Genomic DNA, 24,220 nt, shown 5'->3' with positions numbered 1-24,220 from the left:
ATGAACACACAACCGACAATTCTCGTTTTGGGTGCCACCGGTAGCATTGGTTATGCGGTAACTGAAAACCTGCTGGCCCGTCAACTGCCCGTTACCATTCTGGTCCGCAACCGGGCCAAAGCCGAAGCGCTATTTCTCAACCAACCGACGCTCACCGTTGTGGAGGGGGATGTGCAGGACGCTGAGTTGCTGAAACGCGTTGCGGCTGACAAAGACTTTATCTTCCACGGCATCAATTATCCCTACAATCAGTGGTTCGGCAACATGGATACCGCCACGCAAAAGGTCATCGATGCCGCGAGTCAGCGGGGAGGAGCTGTGATTGTCTTTCCGGGTAACATTTACGGCTTTGGTAAGGCCACGGAGCCGATTCGGGAGGACAGCCCTGTCAACCCAATCGCCAGAAAAGGTCAGCTACGGGTCGAGATCGAAGCGATGCTGGAAAAAGCGGCTAAGGCGGGGCACTGCCGGGTGTTGAACGTTCGGCTGCCGGACTTCTGGGGGCCAAACGTTTTGAACGACGGCGTTCGGCCTATTTTCGAAAATGCCCTGCAGGGTAAGGCGTTGCCGTGGCTGTATACCATTGACATTCCGCACCAGGCAGTATACACGAAAGACGCGGCTGAGGTGATTGTGCGGTTGATGCTGCGCTCGGTGGGGGCGGGGAACGCGTCTGACGCTGGAAAGTTGTCTGGAATCGCGTCAGACGCTGGAGTGCTGGGCTACTCGTCTGACGGTACGTCTGACGCTGGTTCAACCCCTGCCTACCAGGTTTTCAACTACGGCGGTCAGGTCCACCCCTCCATGCGCTCGTTTTTCAGCCAGATTGCCGAACTGACCGGTAAACCGCTCAAAACACAGGTGTACAGCCCGCTATTCGTATCGGTCATGGGTTTGTTTTTACCGATTCTACGCGAGGTGAAGGAAATGGGGTATCTCTACCAGAACACCGTCGTGCTCGACGATACAAAGGTCCGTTCACTCTTCCCGGACTTTCAGGAAACACCCCTAAAGCAAGCCCTGGCCGAAACCCTGACCTGGTTTGCCAATCATCAGCTTAAGATTGAGTTCACGCCGTCTGCCGGAGCGTTGAACCCCAGCCGTAATTCGTCGGCAAATGCGCAGCCCGAAACGCGCCAGGGGTTGATCCGGTCCATTTCTTGAACGATCGGAAAAAGACGCTGGGTTCAGAATAGCCCAGCAAGTAGGCTACATCCGTCGTGCTGAGGTGCGGTTCGCGCAGGTGCTTAACGGCCAGGTCGCGCCGTACTTCATCCAGTACCTGCTGGTACGTAACGCCCTCGTCTTTAAGGTGCAGTTGCAGCGTCCGGACACCCATCGCCAGCCGGTCGGCAACGGTCGCCAGGGTTGGTTCTTCGCCTTTGAGCATGGTCACGATTTCCTGCTTGACCCGGGCTGTTAACGACGGTTGCTGAAGTTTCCGGAGCAATTCGTCGGCGTGCTGCTCGAACAGCGTAAACAGACTTGGATTGGCGTTCAGAATGGGTGTATCGAGCAGGGGGGCATCCAGCACCAATACGGTTTCAGCTACGTCGAATACCAGCCGGGCCGGAGCGAAAATGCGCTCGTGTTCACGAATGTCGAGGGGGCGGGGGTAGGCAAATCGAATTTCCCGGGCGGTAACCGGTTGCCCGGTCAGCGCCCGGATAGCCGACAGGTAAATGGATAATTCGGAATTGAATACGTGGTCGGGAAAGATGATATCGTCGCTGATGATGCGCAGGGTCATCTCGTATCGATCATCGATCTGTTGCCCGGTCGTGACGAGACCCTCACAGACGATATCCTGATATTGACAGAGTTTTTCAAACGCCTTACCGAGCGTTGGGCAGTGCATCATAACATAGGCCAGCACACCCACCGAAACCGGATTGATCAGATTCCCCAGATGCAAGGGCAGGTAGGGGTCGCCGGTGGCCTGGATAACCTCCCGCCAGAGCGATTGCATCTGCCGGATCGGAATGCGGCCGTCGGGGTCGCGAAGCTGTTCGGGAGCGATGCCAACCGACTGGGCTATTGCATCCGTATCAGCGCCTTTCAGCCTGGCTGCAAATAGGACCAGATTAACCGAAGAAGCGGAAAGGGTGTCGTTCGTCGTCATGATGGACGAAGATACGACACCCTTTCTGAATTTGGTTCGCTACGGCGTTACCTATTGAACCTTGAAATCCACCTCAGTATCGGCCCACATCATGGCGACGGTTCCCTGCGGTTTAATGTCGATGGTAAACTTCTCCATGAACTCTTTGGCTTTCTTGGCCGGAACCGTCACCCGCAGTACGTCTTCGTCTTCCTTGTAGCTAAACGCCCCCCACTTCGGTGTTTTGTTGAAGATGACCGTCCATTCTTTTTCGCCCGGAATAGTAAACAGTGCATACTTACCTTTGGGCAATGACTTACCTTCAATTTTCACGTCGTCGGAGAACTCAATCGTCGTCGACTCATTGGCACCCGTCCGCCACACCTTACCGTAGGGCGCTACTTTACCGTTCGGGTCCCATACGCTACGACCTTTTACGGACGGCTGGCTGTAGTCAATCGTGACGGTTTTGCCGTTGACGGTTTCTTTTTCCTGAGCGGGTGGACTTGGCCGTTTTGACTTATCGTCCTGAGCGAACAACTGTACGGCTGCGAGCAGGAACACCGCAATAAAGGCTACTTTCTTCATGGTATTTTGTGTTGTTTGGTTGGAATTAAACCTGTTGACGACTCAAAAGTCGAGAAAGTGTCGCAAACTACCTATTCAGGCGCTGTTCAAATGTGTTCAAGTTTCGTCACACTGAGGATCAGTGGCTTGCTAACCGTATATTCTGCCGTAATGATTCGAGGTAGTCGGCCGTTTGCAGTAACCGACTGCCGTACCAGCTAAACAGTTCGCCATCGACCAACATCACCTGCGCCGATGGACAGATGGCTTGCAACTCCGCGATGTGTTTGTCTTTAAAGGGATACGGCTCGGATGACAGGAAAATACAATCTGGTCGGGCGGCTTGCAGATCGGTTTCGGAAATCGCTGGGTAGCGAGACAGATTGTCAAATGCGTTTTGAAATCCGGCGGCTTCGAGCATAGCGTTGATGAACGTATCGCACCCGGCAACCATATAGGGTTTCCGCCAGATGAAGTAGGCAACGGATACCCCCCAGCCCCCTGAAGGGGGAGCCGACCCTGGCATTTCCGGCTTTTCTCCCCGTTCAGGAGGCTGGGGGGCAATCTTTCCGAACGAAGCAGCAATTTGCTGGGCCATCCGGTCTGCTTCCAGCTCTCTCCCGACCAGCCTCCCCACCTCCCGAATCATTGTCAGCGCGTCGGCCAGCGTACTCATATCCGTTATGTGAACCGAGTAATGCCGTTGGAGTTCTTCGATCTGCTCGCGGGTGTTTTCCTCCTTATTGGCAATGATCAGATCCGGCTGCAACTCGTGAATGCGCTCGATGTGCAGTGTTTTGGTACCGCCAACGATGGGTTTGTCCTTGACCTTGTCAACTGGGTGAATGCAGAACTTTGTAATGCCGACGATATCTTCGTCTAAGCCGAGGTCAAAAAGCAGTTCGGTTTGCGAAGGAACGACGGAGATGATACGTTGAGGAAGCATTTGAAGATCTATTAACTATTGACAGGTCGCCCTTACAGGGCTTTGTTTAACACGAACACTAACCGGAATTTGATGTCAATTCCTCGCTAAAAATCGCTAAATTTGTTTAAACTAATACTACTCATTCGGTGAAGACAGCCACTGCAACGAAACCCACTAAACCCGCTAAAGAAACCCCCTTAAATCGGCAATATAACCAGGTTAAAGCCAAGTATCCCGGCGCTTTGCTGCTCTTCCGCGTCGGTGATTTTTACGAAACCTTCGGCGAGGACGCCATCAAAGCCAGTAAGATTCTGGGTATTACGCTGACCAAGCGGAACAACGGCGGAGCCAATGAAGAACTGGCGGGTTTTCCGCATCACGCCCTGGATACCCACCTGCCCAAACTCGTCCGGGCGGGCGAACGCGTGGCTATCTGCGACCAGCTTGAAGACCCGGCTCAGGCCAAAGGTATCGTTCGGCGGGGGGTGACCGAATTAGTGACGCCCGGTGTTTCCTTCAACGATAACGTACTGGATACGCGTCGGAACAACTACCTCGCGGCTGTTCATTTTGGGAAATCGGACGATCAGTTTGGTATCGCTTTCTTAGATATTTCAACGGGCGAATTCCTGGCGTCGCAGGGCAACTCGGCCTACATTGATAAACTGCTGCAAAGCTTCAACCCATCGGAGGTGCTGTACTGCAAGCGCAACCGGGCGGAGTTCGGCGGCCTATTCGGCGACAAGTTTCATACCTACACGCTGGAAGATTGGGCCTTCACCTACGACTTCGGCTATAACTTTCTCAAGCAGCATTTTCAGACGACCTCACTGAAAGGCTTTGGGATTGAAGGTCTGCCCGACGGTATCATTGCGGCCGGGGTAATCCTGCATTACCTCAACGAGACCGAGCACAAAGACCTGCAACACATCCAGCGCATTACGCGGCTGGAAGAAGATCGCTACGTCTGGCTCGACCGGTTCACCATCCGTAACCTCGAACTCGTTGCGGCTCAGCAGGAGGGGGGCGTTCCACTGATTCAGATTCTGGACCAGACTGTTACGCCGATGGGGGCGCGTCTGTTACGGAAATGGCTGAACCTGCCTCTTAAGGAGAAAGCCCTGATTGAGGAGCGGCTGAACATGGTTGATCTGCTGCACCAGGACGATGAGTTGCTGGAAATTATGGTTGGCCACCTCAAGCAAATAGGGGACCTGGAGCGTCTGGTGTCCAAAGTGGCCGTTCGGCGGATCAACCCGCGCGAACTGTTGCAATTGAAGCGATCGTTGCAGCACGTATTGCCGATTAAAGAACTGCTGATAACGGCCTTGTCGCAGAAGCCGGAATCGCCTTCGTTGAAAAAGTACGCCGACCAACTGAACCCTGTCAGCTTCCTGATTGACCGTATTGAGGCCGAACTGCGCGATGATCCGCCGACGCTATCGAACCAGGGAAATATGATTCGCTCAGGGGTGAATCCTGAACTGGACGAACTGCACAAGATTGCCTATTCGGGCAAAGACTACCTGTTGCAATTGCAGGACCGCGAGATTCAGCGGACGGGTATCAGCTCGCTCAAGATCGCGTATAACAAGGTTTTTGGCTATTACCTCGAAGTGACGAACGCGCACAAGAACCGCGTCCCCGACGACTGGATTCGGAAGCAGACGCTGGTCAATGCTGAGCGCTACATCACGCCGGAACTTAAAGAATACGAAGACAAGATCCTGAACGCCGAAGAGCAGATTTTCAGCATTGAGTCGCGGATGTTCAGCGAAATGGTTATGGCGGCTGGCGAGTATGTCGCGGCTATTCAGCAGAACGCGCGGGTGCTGTCGGTGCTGGACGTATTGGCGTCGTTTGCGCATATAGCCCTGAAGAATCGGTACGTTCGGCCGGAGATTACCGAGAGTAAGGTGCTGAACATCAAGGACGGTCGCCACCCGGTGATTGAACAACAACTGCCGCCCGGCGAGCCGTACATTCCAAATGACGTTTACCTGGACGATGAAACGCAGCAAATCGTAATCATCACCGGCCCGAACATGGCGGGTAAATCGGCCCTGCTGCGGCAAACGGCCCTGATCGTACTGATGGCGCAGTCAGGGAGCTTCGTACCGGCATCATCGGCGGAAATCGGGTTAGTCGACAAGATTTTTACACGGGTTGGGGCTTCGGATAACCTGTCGCGGGGTGAGTCGACGTTCATGGTCGAGATGACCGAAACGGCCAGCATCCTGAACAACCTCAGCGAACGAAGCCTGGTGCTGATGGACGAAATTGGCCGGGGAACGAGTACGTACGACGGCGTATCGATTGCCTGGGCCATTACGGAGTACCTGCACAATCACTCCGATTGCCGCCCGAAAACGCTGTTTGCGACCCACTACCACGAACTGAACGACCTGGCGAACGACAACCCACGGATTAAGAACTATAACGTAGCCGTCAAAGAGATGGGTAATAAAGTCATCTTCCTGCGCAAGTTGCAGGAAGGTGGTAGCGAGCACAGCTTCGGTATCCACGTTGCCCAAATGGCCGGAATGCCGGGCTCAGTCGTTAACCGGGCGGGGCAGATATTGAAGCAGTTGGAAGCCTCGCACATCCGCGAAGCGAACAAGGAAAAGATCAGCATGGCCGGCCCCTCGCAGGAACAGGAGATTGCGCTAAAGATTTTTGAGGCCGGTGATCCGAAAGCAGAAGCGCTGAAAGAAAAGCTCCGCGCCATCGATGTGAACCGCCTGACACCAATCGAAGCGTTATTGAAGTTGAACGAGCTGGCGAAGCTGGTGGAGTGATGAATCTTAATCTACAGTCAAATTGGAAAATACAGTAAACAACAACCCAATGGAGTTAACCATACTCACCGCCCCACTGACACCACAGGAAGTTGAATGGCGGGTGCAAAGCCAGACCAAAGACGGCCAGAAGATCATCGTCGTGCCGTATATCACCAACCGTTGCGTCATGCAGCGATTTGATGAACAGTTCGGCTGGTCGAACTGGCAGAATGAAATCAAGGAAATCGAAGGCGGCTTCCTCTGCACGATCTCGGTCGTCATGCCCAGCGGTATGATCGTCCGTAAGACCGACGGAGCGAGCCGAACGGACATTGAGCCCGTGAAAGGCGGTATCAGCGACGCCATGAAGCGCTGTGCGGTGCAGTTTGGCCTTGGACGGACCCTGTACGATTTTCCGCGGGTTTTTGTACAAACCACCGACAAATACATACCGGACTGGGCCACGCCGTTGCTGGACAAGATGGTGGAGAAAATCAACGCGGGCGGCACTGTTCGCGATGTGGTAGTGCTCAAACCCGAACACGCCAAGCCGGCCGCCAGAGCCGTTTAGCAAAAAGCCCCGCCAGCGCTGGCGGGGCTTTTTGCTGATCCCTGTGACATTTAAGCAATGCTGTGGATGTACTGCTCAAATTCCAGAAAATCCTCTTCTTTCATCACCCGCGGAATCTTGGTCTGGCCACCGAGCTTTTTGTATTCTTGACTCCAGCGGTGAAACTTCTCGACCGGAATCACTTCGGCTTCCACGCCCTTCAGCGATTTGGTGCGGGCAACCTTGTAGTTCTTGTTCAGTTCGCACAATTCGCCGTCCAGCGAAGCTGCCACGTTCTGATCATCAATGGGCCGGTTGGAGCCGATGAACCATTTGTTGATGTATTCGCCGTTTTTGCGTACAGCCGCGACTACAAACTCTTCAATCGCAATATCGTACTGATCCTGTAGCTTCTGCATCGCCTGGTTCATCTGGTGAACCGACAACTGTTCGCCCACTACGTTCAGAAAATGCTTGGTCCGGCCGGTAATTTTGATCTCCGACCGCTGCTTGTCAGTAATCATGACCGTATCGCCGATCATGTACCGCCACGTACCCGAAACGGTTGAAATCAGCAGTACGTAATCAACGTTCTCCTGCGCTTCTGCCAGCGACAGAATCGTCGCGTCCTGTTTCACCCGCCCATCTTCGTCCATGTTCTCGTTGGTGAAGGGTACGAACTCGAAAAAGATGCCATTGTCCAGAATCAGGGCCATCGACGACGTATCGGGCCGTTTCTGGGTAGCTAGATAGCCTTCCGATGCCAGATACGTATCAATGTAGATAAGCGGTCTGGCCAGTAGCGCTTCAAAGCTTTTTCGGTACGGTTCGAACGCTACGCCCCCCGACGTGTAGACCTGAAGGTTAGGCCAGATGTCGTGGATGGTATTCAGGCGGTTGTGCGAAATCACCTCCTTCAGCATCATCTCAATCCACGACGGGATGCCGCTGAGGCTGCCGATATCCCATTTCGGGGCTTCCTGCGCGATGCGATGTACGCGCTCGTCCCAGTCTTTGATCGACGCAATGTCGACCCCAGGTTTGTAGAATCCCCGGAACCAGGTCGGGAGGTTTGCCGCGCTGATGCCGCTGATTTCGCCCTCCTCGTGGTCGTCTTTTTCAATCAGGCTGACGCTGCTGCCCAGCATCATGATCTGCTTCTCGAAGAAATCGCCGGGCAGATCGAAGTTTTTCAGACTCATCACCTGCTGAATACCCGACTTGCGAATAGAATCGAGCATATCGTCGGTCACGGGGATGTATTTGCTGTTGCTGGTGGTGCCGCTGCTCAGGGCAAAATACCGCTGACCGCCCGGCCAGGTAACGTTCTGATGCCCTTCCAGCAGGTAATGCCACCAGTCGCCGTACATTTTATCGTAGTCATGGACCGGGACTTCCTGCTGAAACGCTTTAACTATGTCGTCGCTGTTGAGGATCTGGGTGAAGTTGTGTTTTTTTCCGAAAGCGGTGAGTCTGGCTTTTTCCAGCAGGTTTTTCAACACCTCGCGCTGGGCCTTCGCCGGGTCAGGTTCCGACGTAATGGAGCCGTAGACATCAATCGCTTTCTTAATTAACTCGCCGATAACAGTCATGGATAATTCGTTCTTGTACAAACACTGCCTGAATTAACCTGATCGACCGGGCTTTGTTCGGTTACCGCATAAAGTAGGGCCCTGGATACAAAAAAGCGGTCTGGTTTCAAAACCAGACCGCTCATCCTGAGGCACGTATTAATTACGCCACTGGCTCAGCTTTATAACCCGCTGTTTCTACGGCTTTTTTTACCGTACCAGCGTCGGCACCTTCGGTTTCGACCGTCAGCGTCCGGTTGGGATCTTTCAGGTCAACTTCCCATTTCTCGATGCCCTCTACAGCGTTGAGGTGGGGCGTAACGGCAGCGACACAGTTGCCGCATTTTATGTTGGTTTTGAATTTCAGCGTTTCCATGAGGTTGTATTGTTGATTCTGATTTTGACTTAACTACAGTTTGAAAGTTCTCAGTCGCAAGCTGTTACTCACAACCGATACGGAACTCAGTGCCATCGCGGCCCCAGCGATCATGGGGTTCAATTGAAAACCGAAAATTGGATACAACACCCCGGCCGCAATCGGAATACCAATCAGGTTGTAAATAAACGCCCAGAATAGGTTCTGCCGAATGGTACGTACCGTCTGGCGCGATAGTTTCAACGCTTTCGGTACCAGATTCAGGTCGGACGTAATGAGTGTCATCTTCGCTACGTCCATGGCAATGTCGGAGCCTTTACCCATCGCAATGCTGACGTCGGCCTGAGCCAGTGCCTGCGAGTCGTTGATACCGTCGCCGACCATCGCTACGATCTGCCCTTTGTCTTGTAAGTCTTTCACGAAGGCGGCTTTGTCGGCCGGTAGAACCTCTGCCCGAACGTTGTCAACCCCGACTTGCTGAGCCACAGCCTGCGCCGTTGCTGCATTATCGCCTGTGAGCATGTACACCGTAATGCCTTGTCGTTGCAGGTCGGCTACGGCTTGCCGGGAGGTTTCTTTCACTCGGTCAGCGATGGCCAGAGCGGCCAGCACCTTCGTTTGGTTGGCGAAATAAATAACCGTTTTGGCTTCCTGCTGCCATTGATTGGTGAGGTCCTTCACTACGTCCGGAAGTTGCAGTCCACGTTGCTCAACCAAGCCCCGGTTACCAACCCAGAACCGTTCGCCATCGCGCTCGGCCGTAATGCCCTGACCGGTCAGGCTGTCGAAATTGCTCATCGCAATCCGTTCGACAGTCTGCTCAGACAGCGCTCGCACAACGGCTTCGGCCAGTGGGTGCTCCGATTTCGCTTCCATCGACAACAGCACGGATTGGTACGTTCTCTGTTGAGTTGGCTCGATTGTCCAGGACCAGTCCGTTACGTCGGGTTTGCCTTCGGTAATCGTCCCGGTTTTATCCAAAACGACGGCCGTTACGCGCTGACCAAGCTCCAGGCTTTCGGCGTCTTTGATGAGGATGTTGTTCTCAGCTCCCTTACCAACACCAACCATAATGGCGGTTGGTGTTGCCAGGCCCAGCGCACACGGGCAGGCAATGACCAGGACCGTAACGGCGGCTAACAACCCTTGTGTAAAGGCATTGTCTCCCCCTGCTGCTACCCAGGCCACTAAGCTAAGCAGCGCAATGCCAAGCACAATCGGTACAAAGATGCCCGCAATTTTGTCGACCAGCTTCTGCACCGGTGCTTTGCTACCCTGCGCTTCCTGCACCATGCGGATAATCTGGGCCAGGATCGTGTTACCACCAACCTGCTCGGCTATGAACTGGAAACTACCTTTCTGGTTCACCGTTCCGGCAAAGACCCGATCTCCGGCTTTCTTCTCGACCGGTACCGGCTCCCCGCTGATCATGCTTTCGTCCACGAACGACTGGCCGTTAGTCACGCGACCGTCGACGGGAATGCGTTCGCCCGGCCGGACGATGATGGTTTGTCCAACAGTTACCTGCGCTATGTGAATGTCCTGCTCGGCGCCATCAACCAGAACGCGCACCGTTTTGGGTTGCAGACCCATCAGCTTTTTAATAGCCGACGACGTATTCGACTTAGCGCGTTCTTCCAGCAGCTTACCAAGCGAAATAAAAGCAATAATGACGGCCGCGGCTTCAAAATACATATCAGGCGCAAGTCCGCGACTTGTCCAGTATTCGGGGTAAATTGTATTGAAGGCGCTGAAGATAAAGGCAATGCCAGTCGACAAGGCCACCAGCGTATCCATGTTGGCTTTGCCGTGACGCGCCTGTTTGAACGCGTTAACGAAGAACTGCCGACCAAAACCGAACACTACCGGGGCCGTCAAAATCAGAGAGCCCCAGCGAATCAGGGTATGATTTACGCCGGGCAGCTCCATAACGAACATGCCCAGAATCACGACCAGCGCAGCCAGCACGGACGCACCGATGGTTTGCCGTTTCAAGGCTACGTAGCGCCGTTGCTGGGCTTCTTCCTGCTGCCGACGGGCCTCTTCTTCGTCTTCAATAACTAAATCGTAGCCGATGGACTGCACCGTCTGGCGCAGAGCCTCGGGGTTTGTCGCCGTATCGTCGTATTCAACCCAGGCCGATTGATTCGCGTAGTTTACGCCTGCGTCGCGTACCCCGGCGGCTGTTTTCAGCATGGATTCCACACTGACAGCACAGGCTGCGCAACTCATTTCTAATACCGGGAAGGTTTTCTTAACTATATGTCGGTTGCCAGCTTTTCCGGCCGGTCGAACCACGGTTTGTGCTTCCATACCCTTACCTATTTTGGAACAGTTCTGAGCGCTCAGAACGGCCCATCATTTACATAACAAAGGTACGGCCTTTGGGGTGCACAAAGTATTACACAATTCGAGAGAGAAGGTACAGGATTGTCGGCTAGCTGGCTGGTTATCCCGAACCTACCCAATGCGGCTGAACAACCTTACTTATCCATAAAAAAAGCAATAGCCTGGGCCACCTCCTTCGGGTGTTCTTCCTGTGGAAAATGCCCGCTTAAGGGTAGTTCATAGACCTGGGCCTGCGGAAAGCCGCTTCGAAACTTAACCAGTTGAGTGGGTTTGATCAGCTTATCCACTAAACCCCAGATTAAAAGCATCGGTTTGTTTTCAAGCCGGCTTCTCTGTTGCCATAACTGGTCAAACCAAGCCTGATCCTCAGCCAAAGAACGAGCAAAAGCCAGGGGGCAGTCCGGCTCGAAAGCTTGCGAAAGGGGTGTATGTATTGCGCTCGAATCGCCTTGGTCAGTTTATGCTGTCCAAACGAGGCTGGTAGCAAAAAACGGGGAGAAACGTTCAGGTATCGGTACAAAAATGGCAACAAGGGACTACGAAGCACGGCTTGAATCCGTCGGAAATCGGCATCTTCCTGGTTGCTCCAGAGCCAGGAGTTTAAAACTACAAGCTTGCGGATTCGTTGCGGGTGCTCTAACGCATACCGGAATCCAATCGGCCCTCCGAAGTCATGCATGACCAGGGTGATATCGGTCAACTGAAGTTGATTTATGGCTTTCTCCAGAGTTAAGCTATGATTTAACGTAGAGTAATCATAGGTAACCGGCTTGTCCGATAAGCCAAATCCAATGTGGTCAAAGGCGATACAGCGAAACCGATGCTGAAGGTTCTTGATTACGTTCCTGAAATCAAAACTCCAGGATGGGGTGCCATGCACAAAGACCAGCGTATCCCCCGTGCCTTCGTCGATGTAATGCTGCCGATAGCCGTTGACCATCAGGTAACGCGATTGAAACGGATACTCATGCCGATCCACCCAGTTTGGTGTTGTGTCTTCCATGATCTGTTATGATTGGTAAGACAAAACAAGCTGACCCAACCCAAACAAATGTTGGTGTAAACCAAGCTAATCCAGGCGCACGGAGTTGAACAGTTTGCTGAAATTAGTCGGATCGATGTGTAGATAAGAAGCAATATGTTTATGCGGAATCGTCAGCAGCAGTTGCGGACTACGGGCGGCAAAGCTTTTGAAGCGCTCTTCGATTGACAAGGCATGCAACTCAAGGTGTCGATGAATAACACCTGCCAGCGTAGCCTCGGTTAGCTTGCGGAACAGCCTTTCTAACGCGGGCGTATGATCAAAGATACGGAGCAGTTCATGGTAGGTGATAGCGAGAAACTCACTATCCGTTAAACATTGCAGGTAGTGTTCGGAGGGCTTCTGAAACGAAAAGGAGTCGGGAATGGCTGACAGATTCGGCGAGTGAGTGAAGACAATAATGTGCTGCTTGTCGCCAACAATGGCGTAGGACATTTGTATGCCCTTTCGTACGAATAACAATTCGCGCTGAATGTCTCCCGGACAAACAATATAATCGCCTTTGTTATAAGCTTTAAACCGTAGGCAGGCCATTAGTTGGTCAAATGCATCAGCTTTAATGTCGTAAAAACGGCGGAAGTATAGCAGAAGATCAATTGGGTAATCCATTGATGAGGGATTTGTACCGATGCTTATTGCTGTGTACACGCCACCCGGCATGGCGTATACACAGCATCAGCTTTCCTAACCTTATTGTGAGGTATTACTCGTAGCAAACTCGATATATCAGGTTCATCGTTCTGTTGAGCATTCTGATTGTAACGCCTAGCGACTACCCCCGCCGAGCATGGCCGGAGCCCCCATGCCCTGGCTCAGTGCCAGCAACCGCTCACTTAACGTATTGATGGCTTTCTTGTACCGCGCTTCGAGGTCCGGTAGGTTGGCTGTTGACTTTAGCGATGCTTCATACAGGAATCCCGGTAGCATCCAGGAAGCGTAACCGCTGTACGGGTCCGACGACGCGTAAAGCGACCGGTACCACGCACCAAATGCCATACCTTTCGGGTCGATGAACGACTGCTCCAATTGTCGTAACCCTTTGTTCAGCTCGGCCAGTTTATCCGTACGGCCGCTTTTCAGGTACGTCTGTCGGGCGTTTTCGCAGGCGTCAGCGTTCTTTTTCAACTCGGCGACGGCCGCTAATAGCGGTTCAATGGAATACGTAGGCGAGTAGGCTTTAATGGCTTTTTCGGCCGCTTTCAGGTGTGTTGCCAGATCGGTTGGATAGCGGGCGAGGTCGTAGGGCAACAGGTCGGCATTGGCCAGCCGGAGCGACATGGTACCAACTACCTGCTCCACCATCGGGCCCATCTTGTACGTTGGGTCGGCAAACTTGTCGTAGAAAAACAGATCATCGTTAGCCGAGTGATAGAGCGTCGGGCCACCCGTTCCGGCGTTGAGCGACGGAATACCGACGTGCATGTACGGGCCGATGTGGTCGGAACCACCACCCAGGTTGCCGATAACCGGTTCGTTCTCAGCAACGGCCGGGGCCGACGAACCCGTCACGCGGGTCGAGCCGGGCTTGGCTCCGCTCTGCGCCAGCCAATGCTGGTAAACCGTTTTGTTGGAATCCGGATACTGTACGGTCTGTGTGGCTTCGATCAGCAATTTTTTCATCGACGGCGACGCACTGGCCCCAAAGATCCGGCCCGATACGGCCGCATCGTAATTCATGTAGGCAACGGCTTTCTGCGTCAACTCATCGCGGAACTGCTCCGACCATTCGGCCGAGCCAATCACGCCAAATTCCTCAGCATCCCAATGGGCGACTTTGATGGTTCGGCGCGGCCGCTGACCCGCTTTGGCCAGCTTGCCTAATGATTCCGTCATGCTTAACAGCATAGCCGTGCCGCTGTTGGGGTCAGTTGCGCCGTATGACCAGGCGTCGTAGTGGCATCCGGCAATGATCCACTCGTCCGGGAACTCGGAGCCTGTCAACGTACCCACAACCTCATACACCCGCGTGATGGCTTTCTCCTGCTGCACTTTCAGGCGTACTTTCAGACTTGAGCCACCTTCCAGCCGGTACGTAAACGGCAGACCACCCTGCCAGCCGGCCGGTACGGCTTTCGCGCCGGTCATGCGCTTCAGTATCTCGACGGCCGAACCGTAGGGGAGGGGCGTCACCGGAATCTTATGGAGCGCTACGTCCTTCGGATCAAGTCGCTTGATTTTGGTCTTGCCGTCCATCGGCAGGGCTGGCTCGAACGGTGTCAGTGGATCACCCGTGTACGGAACCGTCAGCAGAGAGCCGCGCTGGATGATGCTTTCGCTGGGTTGTGGACCTTCCGGAAAGGTGAGCCCTTTCATGTAGCCACTGTCGGCGGGGTCGGTGTAGATAATAACACCCGCGGCACCGGCGGCCTGGGCGTGCTGGGCTTTGTAGCCCCGGAAGTTTGCCCCGTAGCGGGCCATCACGATCTTGCCCTGCACCGAAATACCCATCGCTTTCAGGCGCTCGAAGTCTTCCTTCGTACCGTAGTTGGCATACACTACCTCCGCCGTTACGTCGCCGGAGCCGGAGTAGGCATTCCAGCCGGGCATCACGCGCGGATCTTTGCTGTATTTGTCTTCGGCGAAGATGTACTCCCGAATGTTCAGCGGCTGCCGAACCGGTTCAACCAACTCCACGGCAATCTCGCCGGGGCCTTTGGGGAGGTAGATGTCGTGCGGGTAAATGTCGACCTGCCAGCCAGCCTTGCGCATGGTTTCGGCAATGTAGTCCCGAACGCGCTCATTTTCGGGCGAACCCGCTACGTGCGGGACGCTGCTGAGTGCTTCAAGGTGTTTCTTGAACGCTGCTGACGACTGTTGTTGCTTAAAATCGGCTTCCAGTTTGATCTGGGCTTCCTGGCGGCCAGGTGCGAAACCAGTCAGCGTTTGTGCCTGTGCTGCGCTCAGGCTGAGGCTGAGCGCCAATATCCCGAAGCGGGCGATACGTGAGGAATGGTGTTGCATTGATACAGGTTGTTCAGGTTAACGTGGGTAGGAAGATACTGAAAATAAGCGAGTAGATTTAGCCGGATACGCAAAAAGGCCGGTTCCTACGTAGGAACCGGCCTTTTTGCATGGTGTCAGATTATGAACCCCACACCACTGAGTAAAACAGCGGCTTACTTCGGCATCGCGAAAATAGCCGGATCGATGGGTGCATTGAGCGTCAGCTTCGTCATTTTGGCAACGACGGGAGCCGGTAGATTAGCGCTCGAGATTTCAGCCGTAAACGGCACCGTCAGGCCGTCGACCTGCTTGAAGTCTGAATACGTAGCGACGGCTTCGGCCTGCTGCCCCTGCGCATTGATCAGGGCTTTTGAGCCGAGCAACTGGTACGTATTAGCGTCGATGTAATAATTATAGGTGCCTTCGGGTTGGGATACCTTGATGTTAAATACATCCTTTTCGTTCCGCTTTTCCTTGCCGACCAGTTCGTACGGGTATTTATTTTGTTTGAGGTAAGCCAGTTGCGTGCCGAGAATCTGGCTGTTGGCTTTCGACAGTTTCACTTCCTCAGGTGTCATCTCCTTCGGGGTGGTGCCGCCCATCATCGGGTTCACGGCCCAGCCTTTGTCGCCATCAACGACGTTGGTGATTTGCTGCCCCATGATCGAGAGATCGCTCCGCGACGATTTGCCGACCACAACGGCAGTTTTAGCGGTCAGCTCCTGACCCATCACCGACATGGTCTGCTCGTACTGAGCCGTTTTCACCGCGTTGATTTTGTCCTGTCCGCCCAGTGCGGCAATGTGCTTGGTAAGCACGTCATCGGCCGTTTGTGCAAACGCAGCCGCTGGAATCGCCACAAAGGCAAACAAAGCAATCAGTTGTTTTTTCATGAATAGTTGATTGTAAGCAGAATCAAAGATACCTATTTAACGAAAAAAGGCATTCGTTCGATACTCAGATTCTTGGGCAGCGAGCGAAAAACGGAGTTGGTAGTGGCTCCGTCTGGCCCGTACGTTACAAGTCCATGTGGCGGGACTCCAGCCGGTGCTTAGCCAGCTCTTTTTTCAGGTCCTCCGCCAGTTCGGCGTACTTCTTACCGTCGGAGGTGTCGTAGTCGTTTTTAACGAGACCATTGGCTTCTTCGATGGCTTTGTCGGGCTGGTCGAGGAAGTAATACAGCTTGGCCAGGTTGTAGTAAGCTGAGTACCGCATTTTCCGCTCCTGTTTATCATCCCCGGCGTATTTGGTTTTGAGCGTCTGGAAGTATTCTATCACCGGCTGTAGGTTCTGCGTCAGCGTGGCCACCGACTGCGTGGCCGACATCGTCTTCATCAGGTCTTTGACGGCTTTGATGGCTTCCTGCTGCACGTCGAATTCGGGGTGTTTCTTCGAATCCAGAATCCATAGGTGTTCCCGGTTCTGCACCGGTACGTAGCCATACCAGCCGTTCAGGCTGCCGTTCACTGCCTGAATGGCATCGTTCACGTACTTGTTGATCAACTCCGTTTTGATAGAAGCCTGATTCTGTTCAAAGTAGCGGGACGCATCAATGCCCGAAGTAAACTCTTTGGTAGTGTACGTTATCTGGCTGGGAAACAAGCCACTTGATGTGAGCGACTGGTTGGCGGGGGCCTGCTGGGCAGAAACCGTTACGGCCTGCAAAAACCGGTTGGGTTTAGCATCTTTGTCAGGTTCTTCGGTACGTTTTTTGGCGGGAGCATCGGTGCGGGGGCCGTAGATCCGATACACACCGCCGGCGCTGTACGTCGCCGTCAGGGTGTAATACGTCGTCCGGCTGGTTACCTTGCCTTCTTTGTCTTTATTCTCGACCGTTCGCGTGCGCATATCGGTCTTCTCGAACCGGACGTTCTCGAACCGTACCTGAACGCCCACGGTAGGGTTCGATTCGGTTTTCTGATAGCCAAACAGCCTGATCTTTTCGTAGATCTCGGCTTCGGGATAGGCCGACGCAACGGTGGCGGCTGTTTCGACGCGAACGCCGTAGGAACGCTGATCCGGTTCGACAAACTCCCGCGGCAGACTCAGGTAGCTGACCTCAAAATAAAAGCGGTCGAGGTCCACTTTCTGACCGAGACCGAGCGTAGTGATCAGACAGAGCGCAGCCAGCAAGAGCAGGGCTTTGCGAGTACAGGTAAAAAGAAGCATAGATACGATGGAGTAATAGCGAAAGAACAAACGTAGGGACATTCGTTGAGTTTGCCGCCCGTAAGTTCGTAATCGGCAACTTTGCGGGTGGCCACTTGTCACTTCAATGCCGGTTATCTATATTCATCCATTCAAAACAATTAACAGAACCCACAATGTCCGTTACGTCCCGTTTTCAACTCTCCGCCATGATGTTCTTGCAATTCTTCATGTGGGGAGCCTGGTACGGCCAGATGAGTAAATACCTGCTGACACAACTCAACGCAACCGGCGATCAGGTTGGGAATGCATACACGGCGTTTTCGCTCGCCATGATTGTCGCGCCGTTCTTCGTCGGGATGATTGCTGACCGCTATTTTGCCGCCCAGAAAGTGCTGGGTGTCCTGAATTTAGCCGGGGCTGCCGTGCTGTACTTCCTGATCCAGGAGCAGAATCCGGATACGTTCTTCTGGCTGATTCTGACGTACTGCCTGACCTTCGCCCCGACGCTGGCCCTGACAACGTCCATTGCCATGCAGCAGATGACCACTCCGGAAAAGGAGTTTCCGGGTATTCGGGTGCTGGGTACCATCGCCTGGATCATCGTGACAAACATCGTGGGTTTCTATGGCTTTGGCGATAAGGTGACAATCTTCCAACTGTCGATGTATACGGCGGTTGTATTTGGTGTTTTCTCGTTTTTCCTGCCCAACACCCCACCAAAGCAGACTGGCAATGCGTCGTTTGCGCAGATTATCGGGCTGGATGCGTTCAAGCTGTTCAAAGACCGCTCGTTCGCTATTTTCTTCCTGTCGTCGGTGTTGATCTGTATTCCCCTGTCATTCTACTACGCCATGGCAAACCCTTCGCTGACGGACGGCGGTATGCAGAACGTAGAGAATAAAATGTCGCTGGGGCAGGCTTCGGAGGTGATTTTCATGCTGCTGATTCCGCTGGCCTACACCCGGCTGGGCGTCAAGAAAATGCTGATTGTCGGTCTGGTTGCCTGGATTGTGCGGTTTATCTGCTTCGGTTATGGCACTGTCTCGACGGAGTGGATGCTGTACATCGCTATTGTGTTGCACGGCGTCTGCTACGACTTCTTCTTCGTAACGGGCCAGATCTATACCGACAACAAAGCCGGGGCCAAAATCAAATCGTCGGCGCAGGGACTCATTACGCTGGCGACCTACGGTATCGGCATGGGTATCGGCTCGAAGCTGTCGGGAATTGTGCTGGATATGTACACCCGCCCCGATGGTACAAAAGACTGGACGTCGGTCTGGCTCGTTCCGGCGGGTATTGCGGCCGTAGTACTCGTGGTGTTTGCCCTGATGTTTACGGATAGGCAGAAGGCCGTTCCGGCGCAGGAAGAACTGGCCACGGGGCCGCTGTAAAAAGCGCTGTTTTAATTGCCTAAAAAGGTCATAGAGCAATCTGTGACCTTTTGCATTCTTGAGAAATTTGCATTATTTGACAATAGGTATGGAAAGAAAGCGCATTACATTGTACAATGACCTCAACGAACCGCATAAGCGGCAGGTAGAGAAAGGCGCTGCTGAAACGCCCAAGGAACGATATGCAGGTTTCTTTAGAATGCAAGCACGCCTATGGGCATTAAAAGGCCGACCTAGTATTGTCAAGCGCATAACTATTAGTAAGCCTTCATGGATTTAGAGAACGAAGAGTTTAGATTGTTTGCCGAAAACGCTCAAAGGACTCAGCTTAAATATCTTGTGATTGGCGGCTTTGCTATGTATCTGAATGGGTTGTCGCGAAACACGGAGGATGTCGATATCTGGTTAGAGCCAACCCAGGAGAACGGCGGGCGATTCATTGAAACACTCATCGGTATGGGTTACGATGAATCAGAAATTGAGGTAGTAAGACAGCTTGATTTTACGGAACCCCAAGTGTTTGGATTGAATAATTATATCGATATCCTGACCTATGTCCATCGTAAGTTCGATTTTAATGAATCGTATGCCCGTTCGCGATCATTTCAAAACGATCATGGTCACACGATTTATTTTCTGCATCTTAATGACTTACGTGAGCAGAAGGTAGTGGCTCATCGAATGCAGGACTTACGGGATATTATAATGATTGACGAATTCATCGCTCAGCAAAAACAGTTCGGCGAATCTGAGCAGTAAAAACCTATAATGCAACTCATTTCCTACAACATCAACGGCATCCGGGCGGCTCTGCGCAACGGCCTTGCCGACTGGCTGACGCAACATAATTTTGACATCCTGTGCTTTCAGGAAGTAAAAGCCACGGCCGATGTGGTCGACCTCTCCATATTCGAATCCCTGGGGTATCGTTACCACTGGCATGCGGCCGAGAAAAAAGGCTACTCCGGCGTTGCTACGTTCTCCCGTATTGCCCCTGATAACGTAATCCTTGGCTGCGGCATACCGGCCTACGACTGCGAAGGGCGAATCCTACGTACTGATTTCGGCGACCTGACGCTGCTGAACTGCTACTTTCCCTCTGGCACAACCGGCGAGGTCCGGCAGGGCGTTAAAATGGAGTTTCTGGATGATTTCTACAACTACGTACAACGACTGCGGCAGGAGCGGCCGAAACTCATTGTGGTCGGTGATTATAACATCGCGCACAACGCCATCGACATCCACGACCCTATCCGCAACAAGAATACGACCGGCTTTCTGCCCGAAGAACGGGCCTGGATGAATAAGTGGTTCGGCAGCGGCATGACTGATGCGTTCCGCTACAAACACCCCGACGAGGTTGCGTACAGTTGGTGGAGCTACCGAGCCGGTGCCCGGACGAATAACAAAGGCTGGCGCATCGATTATGTTTCCGTTACCGATAATCTCCGCGACCAAGTGGAAGACTGTCGGCAATTACCTGATGCCGTGCACGCCGATCATTGTCCGGTGTATTTGTCAATGAGCGAAAGAGTGAAAGAGTGAAAGAGCGAATGAGCGCGTGAACAGCGAGCCTCCTTTCACTCTTTCACCACGCTACGGCTACCCTCCGCGGCTGCGGTCCGATTTCGCTCTTTCACTCTTTCGCTCTTTCCCTTGTTGACACCGTGTATTATCTCATTTACAAACCATACCTGATGCTGTCGCAGTTCAGCCGGGAGGGCGACAAGCCGACTCTGGCTGATCTGGCGTTTGACTTTGCCCGGGATGTGTATCCCGTAGGGCGGCTCGATGCCGACAGTGAGGGATTATTGCTGCTCACGAGCGACAAGGCGCTCAACCACCGGCTCCTTAACCCAAAGTTTCGGCATAACCGGACGTACTACGTTCAGGTGGACGGCCAGATTACGGACGAAGCGTTGCAGCAACTCTCGGACGGGGTGACGATCTCGGTAGATGGCAGACCGTATCCTACGCTCCCGGCCGACGCTCGTTTGATTCCCGAGCCGACATTACCGGACCGGAACCCACCAATCCGGTACCGGGCTACTATTCCAACGTCCTGGGTGGCTATTACCCTGCATGAAGGGAAAAATCGGCAGGTACGTAAAATGACAGCGGCCGTTGGCTTTCCCACCCTCCGGCTGGTCCGCTGGGCAATTGAAGGGTTAACTGCCGAAGGTATGCAGCCGGGGGATGTACGCCCGCTGACCAAATCGCAGGTGATGGCTGGATTGCGACTCAGGTAAAAAAGGTCACGCACCGACCAGTCGGTGCGTGACAGATGAGGTTAAAAAGGGAAGGCGTAATTAAGTTGGAATATGGCGTAAATAGAATCGAAAAGCGCTGTTGTTTGTGTACACACTGATAACCAGAATACATCAGAAGCGATTTAATCCAGTTGGCACTGACAAATCTGCAAAAAAATAGGGGGTAGCCGATGCAACGGTAAGTGAAATGCGTATTTTTACTTATAGCAAACCGGAATAGTACGTAGGAAAATGCAGTTGTAGCCGGTTTTTGATCCTGAAAAGCCGATAGTCAACTGAGCTGATGCTTTATCCGTATGCCCACATCCGCTGATACGCGCCTGATGATTGATGGTATGCTCATCATGATGGCGCTTTATTCGCTGCTGAGTTATTTTCAGCAGCAGAAACCCATTTATTGGCAGTATGCCCTGTATATTGCCTGCATGGTCCTCGACTTTCGGCTGAGCGATATTGGTTATGCGCTGCCCGATTATCAGCCCGGGGCCTATTACCCCGAGACCCTGGCCGAATCAATTGCCTATATTCTGTACATTCGCTTTGCCATTCTGCTCATTGACTTGAGCGAACAGGCCCCCCGGACGTATTGGCTCATGCGCAGCCTGATCGGTGTGTTTGCCGGGGCATTACTTCTCGATACACTGCTCTGGCTGGTCGATGTATCGGCCAATGTTCGCAGTACAGTGTACATGGCAAACCGACTGCTTATTTGCGCCATCGCCTTATACATTGTCCCGCAGATCTTCCGGCTGCGTAAGCCCGTCGTATCGTATTTCATTGCCGGTACCCTGTGGCTGCTGATCGGCTCCATCATTGCACTGTTCATGAATTACCTGCCCGAGTCGTGGCTGTTGCAGGGCAATAACGCCCTTACGTTCCCTGTCACTCCCCTGCAACTGGGCGTGGTGGGCGAAGTGTTGTGCTTTACGCTCGGGATGTCGCTGCGGAATCGGGAGAATGAACTTGAAAAAATCCGCTATCAGGAAGAGCTTATCGAACAGCTCCGCGAGAATGAACGCAAGCAGGAGAAACTGCAACGGATTCGCGACGATATTGCCCGCGATATTCACGACGATGTCGGGTCCGACCTGAGCAGTATCAACCTGCTCAGCCAGGTTGCGGCTCGTCAGGTAGACCAGCAGCCCGACCAGGCGAAGGCCACCCTGAAACAGATCGGGCAAACGGCCAAACGGGTGGTGGCGTCTATGCGGGAGATTGTCTGGAGCCTGAATTCGACCCAGACGTCGCTGGAAAGTTTTACGTTCCGGCTGCGCGAAACGGCACTTGGCCTGTTTGAACACCAGCCCACGCAACTCCACCTGACCCTCCCTGCCAACGATCCGGCGTGGGTACTGCCACCGGATGGTCGGCGCGACCTGTTCCTGATGGTAAAAGAAATGCTGCACAATGTCATTCGCCACGCACACGCTCCTAACGTATACGTAACGGTTGGCGTTGAAGACCGTGTACTGTGGCTAACCGTTCGCGACGATGGCGACGGGTTTACGCCCGGCCCGGATGCGCCCCGCTATGGTAATGGTCTCCGGAGCCTGCAGCAACGTGCCGCTGACCTGAACGGACAACTTACGGTGGAGTCAGCGCCGGGCGCCGGTACTATCGTGTCGTTTCGCTGCCCGCTGTCGGTCGAAGAACTGGAGGTCTGGTAGTTGCCGGTGTTTTGGCTTATGGCCAGGCCGGAAACTGTTCATACTCGACTATTGGCTAAATTTCAGTACCTTACCGATGTCCAACCCCTTCCTCTATGCGGAAATTTCCGAAACATCCTTCCGATGGAGACCTGATTGCAGGTATCCGGACGGGAGGCTCGCAGCGACGGCATTTTGAGAATAAGCTCTACGAGAAGTATGCCTACCTGATTCGATCCGGCACCCACAAACATCGGCTGAGCGAAGATGACACCGCCAGCGCCTACTCCGATACAGTCCTTTCCGTAATTGAACACGTCACCATTGGGCGCTTTGAAGGTCGTTCTGAACTCAAAACGTATATCTATCAAATATTTACGAATAAATGTGTTGACTTAATTCGTAAAAAGACGACTAACCGGAGTAGTGTTCATGATGCCCTGTCGCTCGACGATTCGTTCACCCAGTTGCCCGACGAAGCGCGGTCGGCGCTGCAAAGACTTATCGCACAGGGGAGTGTGGAGCGCCTGCAGCGACATCTGAAAGACTTAGGCGACAAGTGCTACACCATGCTGATGGCCTGGGGCGAAGGGTACTCCGACGAGGAGATTGCTCAGCAAATAGGCTACAACACGGCAGCCGTGGCAAAGACCAGCCGGCTCAGATGCCTTGAGCGCCTGCGGGCGGTCTGGACCCAGGGAGTTGAATAGCGGTCAGAACCTGGCTTGTGATCGACCACCGGTTTAATTGATAAGAGTATGGATGATTTTGCAATAATTGAAAGTTACGTAAACGGCCAACTGTCGCCGACGGAGAAAGCCGCGTTTGACGATGCGCTCCGGAGCGATCAGGCCCTGGCCGACGCCCTGGCGTTTTACCTGCTGACGAAGCAGGTAGCGCAACAGGAAGCCCGTGAGCAGCGCCGGGCCGAATTTGAAGCGCTACGGCACCAACTGCCCGACACCGCGTTTGTGGAAGAAACCCCCGTGCGACCATTGTGGGGCAGTACGTCCGGCCGCTGGATTGCCGCAGCCGCCAGCATCGTCTTGTTGTTGGGGCTGGGCTGGTACTTTGTGCGTTCCTCAACGGGGCTGGGCGATCAAACCGAGGTAGCGGAAAATACGGCGCTGAACGCCCAGATCGATCAGTACATTGAGGCAAACTTCACAACGCTGTCGCCGTCGATGAGTGGCGAAGCCGATAGCCTGCAGACCGGGGTAGAGTATTTCAATACGGGTCGACTTGCCGACGCCGGCAGGGTATTCGACGGTATCCTCCAACGACAGCCTGACAACGACACGGCATTAAAATACGCGGGCATTGTTTCCCTCCGGCTGGGCAACTACGACCAAGCGATTACTCAGTTTCGCCGGTTAAGCCAACTGGATCTGATTAAAAACCCCGGATTATTCTACGAAGCCCTCGCTTACCTGAAGCGCGGACAACCGATGGATAAAAGCCAGGCTGAAAAATTGCTTGACGAGGTGATTAATAAGAACTTGGACGGTAAGCAGGAGGCTGAGGAGTTGACAAAAGCAATCCACTAACACGT

General features: G+C 53.5%; 22 protein-coding genes. 10 read left to right on the top strand and 12 right to left on the bottom strand.

The window, feature by feature from the left end; translation table 11 throughout:
- The gene (locus tag BN8_RS16010; RefSeq protein WP_009282953.1) at positions 1 to 1,164 is read left to right on the top strand and encodes an NAD(P)H-binding protein; all 1,164 of its coding nucleotides are present in this window, start codon (positions 1 to 3) and stop codon (positions 1,162 to 1,164) included.
- Here BN8_RS16010 and BN8_RS16005 read toward each other — a convergent pair.
- The 3 genes from BN8_RS16005 to BN8_RS15995 all read right to left on the bottom strand — a co-directional run bounded on the left by BN8_RS16005 (position 1,070) and on the right by BN8_RS15995 (position 3,614).
- Complete coding sequence (locus tag BN8_RS16005) at positions 1,070 to 2,122, bottom strand: AraC family transcriptional regulator (RefSeq protein WP_009282952.1); 1,053 nt, start codon at positions 2,120 to 2,122, stop codon at positions 1,070 to 1,072. The two genes, BN8_RS16010 and BN8_RS16005, sit on opposite strands and share 95 nt — an antisense overlap.
- 51 nt (positions 2,123 to 2,173) lie before the next feature.
- Entirely contained in the window at positions 2,174 to 2,689 is a 516-nt protein-coding gene (locus tag BN8_RS16000; RefSeq protein ID WP_009282951.1) for a DUF2911 domain-containing protein, read from the bottom strand.
- A gap of 118 nt (positions 2,690 to 2,807) precedes the next feature.
- Complete coding sequence (locus tag BN8_RS15995; protein ID WP_009282950.1) at positions 2,808 to 3,614, bottom strand: ABC transporter substrate-binding protein; 807 nt, start codon at positions 3,612 to 3,614, stop codon at positions 2,808 to 2,810.
- Between the two features lie 128 nt (positions 3,615 to 3,742).
- Between BN8_RS15995 and mutS the strand changes: the two genes are divergently transcribed.
- Both mutS and BN8_RS15985 read left to right on the top strand, forming a co-directional pair.
- Positions 3,743 to 6,394, top strand: coding sequence for a DNA mismatch repair protein MutS (gene mutS, locus BN8_RS15990; RefSeq protein ID WP_009282949.1), 2,652 nt, complete (start codon positions 3,743 to 3,745; stop codon positions 6,392 to 6,394).
- A gap of 49 nt (positions 6,395 to 6,443) precedes the next feature.
- Entirely contained in the window at positions 6,444 to 6,947 is a 504-nt protein-coding gene (locus BN8_RS15985; protein WP_009282948.1) for a Rad52/Rad22 family DNA repair protein, read from the top strand.
- A gap of 50 nt (positions 6,948 to 6,997) precedes the next feature.
- Here the strand turns inward: BN8_RS15985 and BN8_RS15980 are convergent, their stop codons facing one another.
- From BN8_RS15980 to BN8_RS15945, 9 genes are all read right to left on the bottom strand, one after another.
- Entirely contained in the window at positions 6,998 to 8,518 is a 1,521-nt protein-coding gene (locus BN8_RS15980) for a GH3 family acyl-acid amido synthetase (protein ID WP_009282947.1), read from the bottom strand.
- Positions 8,519 to 8,660: 142 nt separating this feature from the next.
- Positions 8,661 to 8,873 carry a heavy-metal-associated domain-containing protein gene (locus tag BN8_RS15975; RefSeq protein WP_009282946.1) on the bottom strand — a complete coding sequence of 71 codons (213 nt, stop codon included), beginning with the start codon at positions 8,871 to 8,873 and terminating at the stop codon, positions 8,661 to 8,663.
- A gap of 33 nt (positions 8,874 to 8,906) precedes the next feature.
- Positions 8,907 to 11,186 carry a heavy metal translocating P-type ATPase gene (locus BN8_RS15970; protein ID WP_009282945.1) on the bottom strand — a complete coding sequence of 760 codons (2,280 nt, stop codon included), beginning with the start codon at positions 11,184 to 11,186 and terminating at the stop codon, positions 8,907 to 8,909.
- 170 nt (positions 11,187 to 11,356) lie between these two features.
- Positions 11,357 to 11,530, bottom strand: a complete 174-nt coding sequence (locus tag BN8_RS33335) for an alpha/beta fold hydrolase (protein ID WP_192579059.1) — start codon at positions 11,528 to 11,530, stop codon at positions 11,357 to 11,359.
- Positions 11,521 to 12,225 (bottom strand): alpha/beta fold hydrolase, encoded by a 705-nt coding sequence (locus BN8_RS15965; protein WP_009282943.1) that lies wholly within the window; start codon positions 12,223 to 12,225, stop codon positions 11,521 to 11,523. The genes BN8_RS33335 and BN8_RS15965 overlap by 10 nt, the downstream gene beginning before the upstream one ends.
- 66 nt (positions 12,226 to 12,291) lie before the next feature.
- The gene (locus BN8_RS15960) at positions 12,292 to 12,873 is read right to left on the bottom strand and encodes a Crp/Fnr family transcriptional regulator (RefSeq protein ID WP_051041068.1); all 582 of its coding nucleotides are present in this window, start codon (positions 12,871 to 12,873) and stop codon (positions 12,292 to 12,294) included.
- 156 nt (positions 12,874 to 13,029) lie between these two features.
- Positions 13,030 to 15,225: a M28 family peptidase gene (locus BN8_RS15955; RefSeq protein WP_009282941.1), complete on the bottom strand. Its 2,196-nt coding sequence runs from the start codon at positions 15,223 to 15,225 to the stop codon at positions 13,030 to 13,032.
- 155 nt (positions 15,226 to 15,380) lie between these two features.
- A complete protein-coding gene (locus BN8_RS15950) occupies positions 15,381 to 16,100 on the bottom strand; it encodes a DUF4292 domain-containing protein (protein ID WP_009282940.1) in 720 nt (239 codons plus the stop codon).
- A gap of 124 nt (positions 16,101 to 16,224) precedes the next feature.
- The gene (locus BN8_RS15945) at positions 16,225 to 17,376 is read right to left on the bottom strand and encodes a hypothetical protein (RefSeq protein ID WP_040006153.1); all 1,152 of its coding nucleotides are present in this window, start codon (positions 17,374 to 17,376) and stop codon (positions 16,225 to 16,227) included.
- Between the two features lie 155 nt (positions 17,377 to 17,531).
- Between BN8_RS15945 and BN8_RS15940 the strand changes: the two genes are divergently transcribed.
- From BN8_RS15940 to BN8_RS15910, 7 genes are all read left to right on the top strand, one after another.
- On the top strand, positions 17,532 to 18,752 hold the full coding sequence (locus tag BN8_RS15940) for a nucleoside permease (protein WP_009282938.1): 1,221 nt from the start codon (positions 17,532 to 17,534) through the stop codon (positions 18,750 to 18,752).
- 270 nt (positions 18,753 to 19,022) lie between these two features.
- Positions 19,023 to 19,511, top strand: a complete 489-nt coding sequence (locus BN8_RS15935) for a hypothetical protein (RefSeq protein WP_009282937.1) — start codon at positions 19,023 to 19,025, stop codon at positions 19,509 to 19,511.
- Positions 19,512 to 19,520: 9 nt separating this feature from the next.
- Complete coding sequence (locus BN8_RS15930) at positions 19,521 to 20,297, top strand: exodeoxyribonuclease III (protein WP_009282936.1); 777 nt, start codon at positions 19,521 to 19,523, stop codon at positions 20,295 to 20,297.
- Positions 20,298 to 20,419: 122 nt separating this feature from the next.
- Entirely contained in the window at positions 20,420 to 21,001 is a 582-nt protein-coding gene (locus BN8_RS15925) for a pseudouridine synthase (protein ID WP_040005872.1), read from the top strand.
- 317 nt (positions 21,002 to 21,318) lie between these two features.
- Positions 21,319 to 22,689 carry a sensor histidine kinase gene (locus tag BN8_RS31850; protein WP_009282934.1) on the top strand — a complete coding sequence of 457 codons (1,371 nt, stop codon included), beginning with the start codon at positions 21,319 to 21,321 and terminating at the stop codon, positions 22,687 to 22,689.
- A gap of 95 nt (positions 22,690 to 22,784) precedes the next feature.
- Positions 22,785 to 23,378, top strand: coding sequence for an RNA polymerase sigma factor (locus BN8_RS15915; RefSeq protein WP_009282933.1), 594 nt, complete (start codon positions 22,785 to 22,787; stop codon positions 23,376 to 23,378).
- Between the two features lie 48 nt (positions 23,379 to 23,426).
- The gene (locus BN8_RS15910) at positions 23,427 to 24,215 is read left to right on the top strand and encodes a hypothetical protein (protein ID WP_009282932.1); all 789 of its coding nucleotides are present in this window, start codon (positions 23,427 to 23,429) and stop codon (positions 24,213 to 24,215) included.
- The last annotated feature ends 5 nt before the right edge of the window (positions 24,216 to 24,220 follow it).

Source organism: Fibrisoma limi BUZ 3 (genome assembly GCF_000296815.2).
Classification (GTDB): domain Bacteria; phylum Bacteroidota; class Bacteroidia; order Cytophagales; family Spirosomataceae; genus Fibrisoma; species Fibrisoma limi.
This window is presented reverse-complemented; position numbering and strand designations above follow the sequence as displayed.